This is a genomic window from Kitasatospora sp. NPDC089797, from assembly GCF_040684795.1.
In the GTDB taxonomy this organism is placed as follows: domain Bacteria; phylum Actinomycetota; class Actinomycetes; order Streptomycetales; family Streptomycetaceae; genus Kitasatospora.
The window spans coordinates 131,214-143,141 of sequence record NZ_JBFBGS010000019.1 but is presented as its reverse complement, the minus strand read 5'-3'; the positions used below and the strand labels follow the sequence as shown (position 1 = coordinate 143,141).

At 75.7% G+C, this 11,928-nt stretch carries 10 protein-coding genes; 7 read left to right on the top strand and 3 right to left on the bottom strand.

Going from position 1 to position 11,928, the window contains the following annotated elements:
* Positions 1-675 precede the first annotated feature (675 nt).
* A complete protein-coding gene (locus tag AB0O91_RS17680; protein WP_363433538.1) occupies positions 676-2,388 on the top strand; it encodes an ABC transporter ATP-binding protein in 1,713 nt (570 codons plus the stop codon).
* A 164-nt stretch (positions 2,389-2,552) separates the two neighbouring features.
* Entirely contained in the window at positions 2,553-2,726 is a 174-nt protein-coding gene (locus AB0O91_RS17675) for a hypothetical protein (protein ID WP_363433535.1), read from the top strand.
* 149 nt (positions 2,727-2,875) lie between these two features.
* On the opposite strand, the gene AB0O91_RS17670 is transcribed toward AB0O91_RS17675, so the two are convergent.
* Positions 2,876-3,967 (bottom strand): alcohol dehydrogenase catalytic domain-containing protein, encoded by a 1,092-nt coding sequence (locus AB0O91_RS17670; protein ID WP_363433532.1) that lies wholly within the window; start codon positions 3,965-3,967, stop codon positions 2,876-2,878.
* Between the two features lie 206 nt (positions 3,968-4,173).
* On the opposite strand from AB0O91_RS17670, the gene AB0O91_RS17665 reads away from it, so the two are divergent.
* From AB0O91_RS17665 to AB0O91_RS17645, 5 genes are all read left to right on the top strand, one after another.
* Positions 4,174-5,523, top strand: coding sequence for a M48 family metallopeptidase (locus AB0O91_RS17665; RefSeq protein WP_363433529.1), 1,350 nt, complete (start codon positions 4,174-4,176; stop codon positions 5,521-5,523).
* Between the two features lie 151 nt (positions 5,524-5,674).
* Positions 5,675-6,334: a class I SAM-dependent methyltransferase gene (locus tag AB0O91_RS17660; protein ID WP_363433526.1), complete on the top strand. Its 660-nt coding sequence runs from the start codon at positions 5,675-5,677 to the stop codon at positions 6,332-6,334.
* Positions 6,335-6,544: 210 nt separating this feature from the next.
* Complete coding sequence (locus tag AB0O91_RS17655; RefSeq protein ID WP_363433523.1) at positions 6,545-7,816, top strand: hypothetical protein; 1,272 nt, start codon at positions 6,545-6,547, stop codon at positions 7,814-7,816.
* Between the two features lie 7 nt (positions 7,817-7,823).
* Complete coding sequence (locus tag AB0O91_RS17650) at positions 7,824-8,825, top strand: N-acetylmuramoyl-L-alanine amidase (protein ID WP_363433521.1); 1,002 nt, start codon at positions 7,824-7,826, stop codon at positions 8,823-8,825.
* 210 nt (positions 8,826-9,035) lie between these two features.
* Entirely contained in the window at positions 9,036-9,956 is a 921-nt protein-coding gene (locus tag AB0O91_RS17645) for a hypothetical protein (protein WP_363433518.1), read from the top strand.
* 88 nt (positions 9,957-10,044) lie between these two features.
* Here AB0O91_RS17645 and AB0O91_RS17640 read toward each other — a convergent pair whose 3' ends face one another.
* Positions 10,045-11,106, bottom strand: a complete 1,062-nt coding sequence (locus AB0O91_RS17640) for a prenyltransferase (protein WP_363433515.1) — start codon at positions 11,104-11,106, stop codon at positions 10,045-10,047.
* Positions 11,103-11,852 carry a class I SAM-dependent methyltransferase gene (locus AB0O91_RS17635; RefSeq protein WP_363433512.1) on the bottom strand — a complete coding sequence of 250 codons (750 nt, stop codon included), beginning with the start codon at positions 11,850-11,852 and terminating at the stop codon, positions 11,103-11,105. The genes AB0O91_RS17640 and AB0O91_RS17635 overlap by 4 nt, the downstream gene beginning before the upstream one ends.
* Positions 11,853-11,928 lie beyond the last annotated feature (76 nt).

The window sequence follows — 11,928 nt, the reverse complement described above, 5'->3', positions numbered from 1 at the left end:
AATACCGCGCAGGAAGTCGGCCCGCCCGACTTCCTGCGCAAGCGCAGCCAATCCCAGTGCCACGCGCACAGGAAGTCGGCCCCATCGACTTCCCGGGCAAACCCAGCCACTCCCGATCACGCGCACACACGCGCAAGGGGAGGAGATACGTTTCGGCACCCCGCGCGGAAAGTCGGCCCCGTCGACTTCCCACGCTTGCGGGGCTCTGCGGCCAGAACGTCGAATCCACCAACCTCCCACACCCCAGAGGCAATACCGCGCAGGAAGTCGGCCCGCCCGACTTCCTGCGCAAGCGCAGCCAATCCCAGTGCCACGCGCACAGGAAGTCGGCCCCATCGACTTCCCGCGCACGCGAGACCCTGCGGCCCGCTCGGCCTGCCTAATCGGCGCAGCTGCCCCGGGCGGAGTGCGCTGGAAGTCGGCCTGGTCGACTTCCTGCGCTCCCGGAGCCGCTCCCGCATGGGCGGGCCGGGCGGCGGGGCTCGGTCGGGCCGGTTCTGCTCGGGTTCTCCTCCCTCTCCCCTCCTTCTCGTAGAAAGCCGATTGGGCCGACTTCCCATGCAGATCACCACGCACCGCGCCACGGCCGGCACGAAAAGTCGGCGGAGCCGACTTCCCACGCAGCGGGCTGATCGCCGGGCGGGAGGGCGGCGCCGGCGGCGGCGGAGGTCGGTGGTGGGGGCGCCGGGGTGGGGGCTGCTGGTCCGGCAGTTGCGCGGGACGCGGGGGGCGTTGGGCGGGTTGCTCGTGTGGTCCGGGGTGGAGGCGCTGCCACCGCTGGTGTCCGGGTTGTTCGTCTCGGCGGCGGTCGATCAGGGCTTCCTGGCCGGGCGGCCCGCCGTCGGGCTGGCCTGGTTGGGCGGGTTCGGGGCGGCCATGGCGGTCCGGGCGTTCGCGGCGCGGGCCGGGTTCCCGCACCTCGCCGGGGTGGTGGAGCCACTGCGGGACGCGCTGGTCGAGCGGGTGGTCCGCAGCGCACTCGCGCGCCCTTCGGCGGACCCGGCCGAGGTCGCACGGCTCACCGAACAGGTCGAGGCCGCCCGGCAGTTGACCGCGACGCTGCTGCGCACGCTGCGCGGGGTGGGGGTCACCCTGGTCGCCGCCCTGACCGGCCTGGCACTGCTGGCGCCGGCCGTCCTGCCGCTGGTGCTGCTGCCGCTGCTGGCGGCCGGGCTGGTCTTCGTGCGGCTGCTGCGGCCGATGGCGGCCCGGCGCGGGTCGGTCGTGCTGGCCGAGGAGCGGCTCGCCGCCGAGGCCGGGCGGGCCCTGCACGGGTTGCGCGACGTGCAGGCCGCGGGGAGCGGGGAGGCCGTCGCCCGCGCGCTGGCCGAGGCCGCCGAGGAGAGTGCCGCGGCTGCCCGGGCGCTGGGCCGGGCGTCGGCGGCGCGGGCGCTGGTGGTGGCGTCCGGTGGGCGACTGCCGGTGCTGGCCGTCCTCGCGGCGGCCCCGTGGCTGCTCGCGCACGACGCACTGTCGGCGGGCGAGCTGCTCGGCGTCGCCACCTACCTGCTCCAGCAACTCGATCCAGCCGTAAGGACGTTGGCCGGGACGGTCGGCGGCTGGCTGCTCAACCTCGCGGTGGTGCTGGACCGGCTGGCGGAGGTCACGGACCAGCCCTCCCGCGCCGGGACGGCGGTTGAGGGAGACGCCTCCCCGCCCGGCGTGCCGGTCGGGGAGGTGCGGCTGCTCGGGGTCCGGTTCGCCCACGGCCCGGCGGCGGCAGCCGTGTTGGACGGGGTGGACGCGGTCTTCGGCGCCGGGGAGCACGTGGCGGTGGTGGGGCCGAGCGGCGTGGGGAAGTCGACCCTGGCGGGCCTGCTGGCAGGGCTGGTGGCACCGACCGGCGGGGCGGTGGTGGTGGGCGGGGGCGCGCGCGGGGTGGTGCTGCTGCCGCAGGAGGCGTACGTGTTCCCGGGGTCGCTGTGGGACAACCTGGCCTGGCTGGCCCCGGAGGTGTCCGCGCGGGAGCTCACGGCCGCGGTCGAGCGGCTGGGGGCGGGTGAACTGGTCGCTCGGCTGGGCGGGTTGACGGCGGGCCTGGTGCCCGATCCGGGTGAACTGTCGGCCGGTGAGCGCCAGTTGATCGCGCTGGTGCGGACGTACGTGGCGCGCGCCGCGGTCGTGGTGCTGGACGAGGCGACCTGCCGGCTGGACGCGGCCGCCGAGGAGCGGGTGGAACGGGCCTTCGCCGAGCGGCCGGTGACCCTGGTGGTGATCGCGCACCGGATCAGTTCGGCCCTGCGGGCGGACCGGGTGCTGCTGCTGGACGGGGGCGGCGGGCTGTCGGCCCGGCACGGCGACCTCCAGGTGCTGTCGCCGTTCTACCGCGAGCTGGTGGGCCACTGGTTGGGCTCGGTGCCCGCGGGAGGAACGGGACCCGCCTCATGAGGTCGATAGGATCTCGTCAGTCCCGGCCGTTATGGTGGCCGGGGCGCGGGCCGCGATCACCGGCTGTGGGCGCGTACCGAGCACCCGATCGGGGACCCGACCGTGTGCCGCAGGCACCGGACGGGCGCCGATGACCTGCACCCTCCGCACGGAAGACGATTCCCATGTCCGACACCCTCACCGACACCACCGGACCCGCGGTCAACGGGACCGACGCCGACGAGAAGACGGCCGAGGACGCCGCGTCGCACGGTCGCCACCGGGGCGGTTCCGCCGCCGACGACACCGCCGGGATGGACCCGCACGGCCGCCACCGCGGGGCCGGCGCCCAGGGCTGATCCGCACGGACAGCTGATCCCGACCGCACCACCGCACACCACGAGGGCCCGCCGAGGACACACCCGGCGGGCCCTCGCGCCTCCCCGGCCCCGTCTCGTCGGCGCCGCAGCCCCCGCCCCGTCAGCGCGCCCGCCCCCGCGGGCCCGGCTCAGTCCCGCCGGTCCAGCGCGATCACCGTGCGCAGCGCCTCGCCGCCGCGCATCTGCGCGATCGCCCGGTTGACGTCCGCCAGCCCGACCCGATGGGTGATCATGCCGTCCAGGTCGATCCGGCCGGCCCGCCACCGGTCGACGACCAGCCCGATCGTGCGCGCCACCGGCGCGCCGCCGTACAGCGAGGGCAGCAGCCGCTTCTCGTTGAAGAAGAGCTCCCCCATGGTGAACTGGGCCAGGTCGTCCTGGGCGCCCGCGCCGATCACGACGACCGCGCCGCCGCGCCGGGTGGCGTCGTAGCCGGCCCGGACGGTGGCGGCCCGGCCGACGGCTTCGAAGACGTAGTCGAAGCCCCCGCCGGGCAGGCCCTTGGCGGTCGCCCTGAGCTCCTCGGGCGCGATCGCCTCGGTGGCGCCGAAGGCGAGCGCCCGTTCGCGGCGCGAGGCGACCGGGTCGACGACGGTGATCCGGGCGGCGCCGCAGACCCGGGCGCCCTGGACGGTGGCGACCCCGACCCCGCCCGCGCCGATCACCGCGACCGAGGAACCGGGCTCGACCCGGGCGGTGTTGACCGCGGCACCGATGCCGGTGGTGACCCCGCAGCCGATCAGCGCGGCGGCCTCGTACGGCAGGTCGGCGGGGACCTTGATGACGGCGTCGGCGGCGACCACCACCTCCTCGGCGAAGGCGCCGGTGCCGTAGAAGCCGGAGGCCTCGGTGCCGTCGTCGGCGAGCCGGAAGCCCGGCGCGCCGAGCCGCCGCAGGCTGGCGATGCACAGGTGGCCGCGGCCGTGTTCGCAGTGCGCGCAACGACCGCAGGGGGCCATCCAGCAGAGCACCACGCGGTCTCCGGGCGCGACGCCCGTCACGCCCTCGCCGACCTCGACGACGTCCCCGGCGCCCTCGTGGCCGGGGACGAACGGCGCGGGCTGCGGGAGCACGCCGCTCATCGCGGAGAGGTCGGAGTGGCACAGGCTGGCGGCGCGCATCCGGACCCGCACGGTGCCCGGTCCGAAGCCGACCGCCGTCACGTCCTCGCGGACGTCGAGGGTGTCCTGGCCGGTCTTGTGCAGGACGGCTGCGCGCATGGGGCTGCTCCCGGAGTGCCGCGGGTCAAGGGTCGGGCCGATTCTGGCACGGTCGCCGACACCCGACTAGAACGCGTTCCAGGGCGGTGGGTCGGACGCCGCCGGGCGGTACCGCACGGAGCGATGCCGTACAGAGCGGTGCCGTACAGAGCAGCGCCGCACAAATCCGCTGTACGCACACCACCCGACACGCCATCATCTCCGCCGTGACCACACCCCTCACCGCTTCCGCCGGCAGACCCGACGCCCGACCCGCCCACGGTTCGCCCTGCCCCCGCTGCCGCGCCGCCCTGACCGACGACCCGCGGTTCGTCGCCTGGTGCCCGGCCTGCGACTGGAACCTCGTCCCGGGGCAGGAGCACGCCCCCGGGCCCACCCGGCGCGAACGCGCGGCGGCCGAGCGCACCGACCGGCTGTTCGAGGAGCAGGCGGCCGGCCGCGACTCCCCGACCGCCCGTCGGGACTGGCTGCTGGCCTCCGCCGCGGCCGGGGTGATCCACCTCGTCACCGTCGGTCTGTTCGCCCTGGCGCTCTGGCTGCTGATCACCGGGACGGTCGTGCAGCGCTGCACCGGCGGAGTGCTGCTGGTGATCGCCGTGACCCTGCGGCCCCGGCTCGGTCGGCTGCCGCGGGGCGAGGGCGTCCTCGACCGCGCCACGGCGCCGGCCCTGTACGGGCTGGCGGACAGGGTGGCCGCCGAGGTCGGTGCCCGCCCGGTGGACGTCATCCGGGTCACCGACGAGTTCAACGCCTCGTACGGTCTGGTCGGACTGCGCCGCCGGTCGGTCCTGTGGCTCGGCCTGCCGCTCTGGGAGGTGCTCGACGACCGGGAGCGGATCGCGCTGCTCGGCCATGAGTTCGGGCACCGCGTCAACGGTGACCACCGCCGCTCGTTCTGGCTGTACAGCGCCGTCTCGGCGCTCCGGGCCTGGTACGGCATGGCCCACCCGGGCCGCCGGGGCAGCGGCCCGGGCCAGGACGGGCTCTCGCTGCTGGTGCATCTCGGCGCGGTGTTCGGACGGCTGGTGCTGCGCGCCGTCGCCTGGCTGGTGTACCAGGGCCTGGTGCTGTTCGACCGGCTCACCTCGCGGGCCGGCCAGCAGGCCGAGTACCGCGCGGACGCCCTCGCCGTCCGGGTGGCCGGCGGCGAGGCGGCCCGGGCTGCGCTCGCCGCCCTGCTGCTCCTCGGCACGGTGGACACCGCGATCACCCGGATCCGGGCCGAGGAGCGCGGACGCCCCCGGGTGGTCCGGGCCCGGAACCGCCGGAGCGCGGACGCCCCGGCGCCGCCCGCCCCGGAACTGCTCTGGGAGCGGGTGCGCGAGCACCTCGCCACCGTCCCCGCCGCCGAACAGGAGCGGCTGCTGCGGCTGAGCGCCCGGGACCGGGCCGCCGTGGACGGCTCCCACCCGCCGACCCACCTGCGGATCGCGCTGGCCGAGCGGTCGGGGGACCGCCCTGCCGCCGTCGCCGCCGACACCGCCGAGGCCGCCGCGATCGCCGCCGAACTGGCGCCGTACCGGGCCCGGATCGCCGCCGAGCTGCTGGCCGGCTGACGGCACCCGGCCGCACCGTCCGGCACGGAACGGCCACCGGGGTCCGGGGCGGGACCGCCACCGGGCTCCGGGAGGCCGACGGCCGCCCCACCGCTACCGTCGAGTAGGGTCCGAGCACGTCCGTCCGCCGCCCGACCCCGAGGAGCACCGCATGTCCGACCTGCTGGAGGGCGCCCGTCCGGCGCCGGAGGTGCTGGCGGCGTTCGAGGCGGCCACCGGGTTCATGCCGGTGGACGAGGGCCTCGCGCTGTACGCGGCCGCGGTGGCGGCGGCCCGGCGCACCGGGCTGCCGCTGCTGGAGATCGGCACCTACTGCGGCCGCTCGGCGGTCCTGCTGGCCGCCGCGGCCCGGGAGGCCGGGACGGTCGCGCTGACCGTGGACCACCACCGCGGTTCCGAGGAGCAGCAGCCCGGCTGGGAGTACCACGACCCGACCCTGGTGGACCCGGAGGTCGGGCTGATGGACACCCTGCCCCGGTTCCGCCGCACCCTGCACGCCGCCGGGCTGGAGCAGCACGTGGTCGCCCTGGTCGGCCGCTCGCCGCAGATCGCCGCGCTGTGGGGGCGCCCGCTGGCCCTGGTCTTCATCGACGGCGGGCACACCGACGAGCACGCGACCGGTGACTACGACGGCTGGGCACCGCACCTGGCGCCGGAGGGCCTGCTGGTGGTGCACGACGTGTTCCCGGACCCGGCGGACGGCGGCCAGGCGCCGTACCGGGTGTACCTGCGGGCGCTGGCCGAGGGCTTCGAGGAGGTCTCGGTGACCGGCTCGCTGCGCGTCCTGCGCCGGACCGCCGCGCGAGCCTGACCACCGCCCGAGTCTGAACCACCGCCCGAGCCTGACCCACCCCGACCGCCCCGCGCGATCGTCCCCACCGCCACGCCCGGATGCTCTAACGTCGTGCCGGGGCTGTCGGCCGGGGGTTCGAACGGTACGGTGTCCGCGCAGCCCCCGGCGGCTGCGGCACGGGCGGCAGCACCAGGCAGAGCATCGGCGGACGGTGGGGGCCAGCGGCACATGACGGACCAGCACAACACCGCTCCGGCGGTCTGGGACCCGACCGCGCGCGGCGGCGCCGGCGGCTGGGTCCGCAATCCGCAGCGCCCGGACGCCGAATCCGCTCCCGCCGCAGCACCCGAGCCCCCCGCCACGGGCGCGGTCGGCGACCAGGGTCCGCCACTGGGCGGCCGCCCCTACCTGTCCACCGCCCCGGGCTTCGGCCCGCCGCAGGACGCCCCGGCGCCCGGACCGGGCTCCGACCCGGGCCCCGGCGCCCCCACCGCCGCCCTCCCCCGGGTGCCCCCGGCGCCCCCGGGCACCCCGCCCACCGCGACGCCGTCCGGCGCCACGCCGTTCCCCACCCACGCGACCCCGCAGGACCGCGGCCCCCTCGGCGACCAGCTCCCCGGCCCCGGCTACGTGTACCCGCCGCCACCCCCGGTCGGCCCGTACCAGCAGGGCCCGTACCAGCAGCAGCCCTACCCGCAGAACCCGTACCAGCAGGACCCGTACGGCGCCCACCCCGACTACCCGGTCGCCGGCCAGCCGGTCGACGACGAGGACGACGAGGACCGCCCGACCAACCGCAAGGCCCCGCTGCTGATCGGGTTCGCCCTGCTGCTGGTGCTGGCGGTCGGCGGCGGCCTGCTGTACGCGACCTCGGGCAAGGACACGGACAACCGGGCCGCGCCCGGCCCTTCGGCCGCCGGTGCGAGCGGCTCGGGCAACCCGCAGCCCGCCCCGGCGCCCACCGGCACGGACGCCGCGCCGAGCGGCGCCCCCGGCACCCCCTCCGACGCCCCGTCCCCGACCGCGACCACCGCCGGTCCCCAGGCCAAGGCCCAGGCGCAGGCGCTGGACGGCCTGCTCACCGACGGCGAGAACGCCCGGGCCTCGATCAGCAACGCCGTCGCCAAGGTCAGCAGTTGCCCGGCCAAGGCCGACATCGACAGCGCGGCGCAGGTCTTCGACAGCGGCGCCAAGCAGCGCGACGGCCTCTTGACCAAGCTCTCCGCGCTGAGCTTCTCGGACCTGCCGGGTGGCGCGGACGCGGTGAACTCGCTCAAGTCCGCCTGGCAGTTGTCCGCCGACGTCGACCGGGCGTACGCGAGCTGGGCCCGCGCCGTCTCCGCCCAGGGCTGTGCCGGCCGGGCGCCGACCACCGCGGACAAGAAGCACGCGGACGAGCTCAACCCCCAGGCCACCCAGGCGAAGTCGGACTTCCTGAACAAGTGGAAGCCGATCGCGACCGCGTACGGCATCACTCCGCCCACTTCGGACAGGATCTGAACCACCCGTGACCGGCCAGCCCTCCCGACCGCCCCGCCGCTCCGCCCTGCTGCGCACCACCACCGTGGTCGCCGCGGCCGTTCCGCTCTGCACGGCGGGCTGGTTCGGCTGGCACGCCCTGGACGACTCCGGCCCGGCGGGCGCCGCGAGCTCCGCGCCGCCCGCGGCCGTCCGACCCGCCACCGACCAACCCACCGGCCAACCCACCGACCGGCCCTCGGCCACTCCGGAGGCCCCACCGGCCGGCAGCACGGCGACCGGCAGCACGGCGACCAGCAGCGCGGCGACCAGCAGCGCAGCGACCGGCAGCACCCCGGCCGCCGCTCCCCCCGCCGGCGACCTCACCGGCCGCACCATCGTGCTCGACCCCGGCCACAACCCCGGCAACTTCTCCCACCCCACCGAGATCAACCGCCAGGTGGACGTCGGCAACGGCCACAAGGAGTGCGACACCACCGGCACCGAGACCAACGCGGGCTACACCGAGGCCGACTACACCCTGGACGTCACCCGCCGGGCCCGCGCCCTGCTGACCGCCCGGGGCGCCAAGGTGGTGCTGGTGCAGGACGGCGACCGCCCCTGGGGCCCGTGCGTCGACGAGCGCGCCCGGGCCGGCGCCGACGCGCACGCCGACGTCGCGCTGTCGGTGCACGGCGACGGCGGCCCGGCGAGCGGCAGCGGCTTCCACGTGATCATGCCCGCGAAGGTGGTCGCCGGTAAGGCGGACAACTCGGCGATCGTCGGGCCCTCGCACCGGCTGGGCCTGCTGCTGCGCGACCGCTTCCACGCCGCGACCGGCGAGCCGTACGCCGACTACATCGCCGACGAGGGCCTGGACACCCGGTCCGACCTGGGCGGTCTCAACCTCTCGACGGTCCCCAAGGTGTTCATCGAGTGCGGTAACATGCGCAACTCCGCGGACGCCCGGCGGATGACGGACCCTCAGTGGCGCCAACAGGCCGCCCAGGGGATCTCCGACGCGCTGGCCGCCTTCCTGACCACGCACTGAGCGGGCCCGGCAAGGGAGTTGGGACGTGCGGGCCCGGTGGACGAATCCCACCCGGCCCGTCCGGTCGGCAACGACTTCGCCCCGTTCCCGGTCCCGCTGTGCACCGACAGGACGGTTGGGCCTAGGCTTCTGGTCCGTTCGGGAGTTTCGGCCGGTCAGCCCGACCGCACGGAACACACCGTCCACGACACGTCAACGAGGGGAACGTAAGTGAATCTGCGCGCTCTCACCAGGGGAGACGCCGCCGTCGCGGGCGCGGCCGTCCTGCTCTTCATCGCCTCCTTCCTGCCCTACTGGACCGTCGACTGCAGCGGCCGGTTCTGCGGGACCACCTCGCAGAACGCGTGGAGCACCGAGCTGTTCCCCATCCTGCCCTCGATCTTCCTGCTGGGGATCGCCGCCGCCGTGCTGATCCTGGTGCAGCGCTTCCAGGGCCCGGCCGCGGCCAACCGCCAGGTGCTCGGCCTGCGGCTGGACCAGTGGGGCATCGCGTTCAGCATCGCCGCGCTGTGGACCTCGCTCTGGGCGCTGGGCGGCGGCCCGACCGTGGGCAGCCTCAGCCACGGCTTCGGCGCCTGGCTCGGCCTCATCTCGCTGATCGTGCTGGCGGGCGCGGCCGCGGCCGCGCCGCTGGTGCCGGCGCTGAAGGCCCCGCTGGTGAGCGACCGCCCGGCGGCCGTCCCCTACCAGGGCGGCTACCCGGTGCCGGGCCAGCCCGGCCACCCCGGCGCCCCCGGTCAGCCCGGCCCCGGCCAGTACGGCTACCCGGGCCAGGCCCACGACCCGGCCTTCGGTGCCCAGCCGGCCGGTGGCTACGGCTACCCGGCCGCCGGTCAGCCCGTGCCCGGCCAGCCGGTCCAGCCGCAGGAGGCCGGTGCCCCGGCCCCGCAGCCGACCCCGGCCGCCCAGCAGCCGGCCGCCCCGGCGGCGGACTTCCAGCCGTTCTGGTTCGCCGTCCCGGCCCCGCGCCAGCTGGCCCCGAAGGACAACCCGGTCGGCGCCCCGGTCGGCGAGGTCGTGCCGGGCACCTGGTACCTGGCCGTCGAGCAGCGCGGCGCGGCCCTGGTCGCCCAGCTGCCGGACGGCACCCAGGGCGTGCTGGCCGACACCGCGGGCATCCAGCGCGGCTGACCCCGCGGGCCGTACGCACGGAAGGGGCGGGACCGGAGATCCGGTCCCGCCCCTTCGGCGTTCCTGCGGCGGGCGGTCGCCCGGCCGCTCAGCAGCAGTCCTGGACCACCAGCCCGGCGGGCAGCTGGTCCCCGCCGAAGACCGTGACGGTCGCCGGGTCCCCGCCGAGCGCGGCCACCGCGAGCAGCAGCGCCCCGGCCGTCCAGGTGGTGCGCTCCTCGGGCCAGATCGCGTCGTCCTCGAAGACGTACCCGGTCCAGTACGAGCCGTCCGGGTGCCGCAGGTGCCGCTGGATCCAGCGCAGGATGTCCACCGCGCGGTCGGACTGGCCGATCGCCCAGAGGGCGAGGGCCAGTTCGGCGCTCTCGCCGCCGGTCACCCACGGACGGTCGCTGACGCAGCGCACGCCGAGACCGGGGACGACGAAGCGCTCCCAGTCCCGCTCGATCCGCTCGACCGCCGCGTCCCCGCGCAGGCCGGTGCCGAGGACGGGGTAGTACCAGTCCATCGAGTAGCGGCCCTTGTCGAGGAACCGCTCGGGGTGGTGGGCGATGGCGTGCCGCAGCCGCCCGGCCGCGAGCTCCCAGTCGGGCTGGGGCTCCTCCAGGTAGTCGGCGACGGCCAGCCCGCAGCGCAGCGCGTGCAGGATGCTGGACGAGCCGGTGAGCAGCGCCTCCCCGGTGGCGGTGCCGTCCTCGTCGACCCGCCAGGCGATCGGGCCGCCGGGGAGCCGCAGGCCGACGATGAAGTCCAGCGCCCGCCGGACCACCGGCCAGATCCACTCCAGGAACGCGTCGTCGCCGGTGCTGAGGTGGTGGTGCCAGACCCCGACCGCGATGTACGCGCAGAAGTTGCTCTCCTTGGCGCGGTCGGTGACCTCGCCGTCGGTGTACGCGGCGTACCAGGAGCCGTCCGGGTTCTGCCGGGCGGCGAGCCAGCGGTAGGCGGCCTCGGCGGCGGCGTGCTCGCCGGCGGTGTCGAGGGCCATCGCGGCCTCGGTGTGGTCCCACGGGTCGAGGTGGTGGCCGGCGAACCACGGGATGGCGCCGTCCGGGCGCTGCTCGGCCAGGATGCTGCGGACCGTGTCGGCCGCCTGCTCGGCGTCCAGTACGCCGTCGAGCAGCAGCACCTCGGGGACGGCGGCGGTCATGCGCCGGCCCGCTCGGACGCGGCGTGGTGCGGCTTGGACGCGTAGGCGACGAAGCTCTTGCCGATGACCGGGTTGAGCGCCTTCTCGGCGGCCTTGGTGAGCTTGCTGATCACCGGGGTGCCGACGATGTCCCAGACCAGCAGCTGGTGGTAGGCCTTGACCGGCAGCGCCTTGTCGTTGTCCACGCCGACGGCGCACTTGATCCACCAGTACGGCGAGTGCAGTGCGTGCGCGTGGTGGGTGCCGTACGGTTCCAGGCCGGCGTCCTTGAGCTTGCCGAGCAGTTCGTCGCCCCGGTAGATCCGGATGTGGCCGCCCTCGACCTCGTGGTACTCGTCGGACAGCGCCCAGCAGATCTTCTCCGGCAGCCAGCGCGGCACGGTGACGGCGAGCAGGCCGCCCGGCTTGAGGACCCGGAACATCTCGTCGAGCACGCCCCGGTCATCGGGTATGTGCTCCATCACCTCGGAGATGATGATCTTGTCGAAGTAGCCGTCCTCGAACGGCAGCGCCAGCGCGTTGCCCTGCATCGCGACCGCCGACGCGCCCTCGGGGGCCTCGCCCGCCAGCTCCATCGCGGCGAACCACTTCTTGACCTCGGCGATCTCCTCGGCGTTCTGGTCGAGGGCGATCACACGGGCACCGCGGCGGTAGCACTCGAACGCGTGCCGGCCCCCGCCGCAGCCCAGGTCGAGCACCCGGTCGCCGGGGGCGAGCGGGAAGCGCGAGAAATCGACGGTCAGCACTGCAGGGCTCCCATTCCTATTGCTACCAAGCATTTCTGACGCTCCGTCAGAACACTTCGCCTCCGCCGGTCCGGCG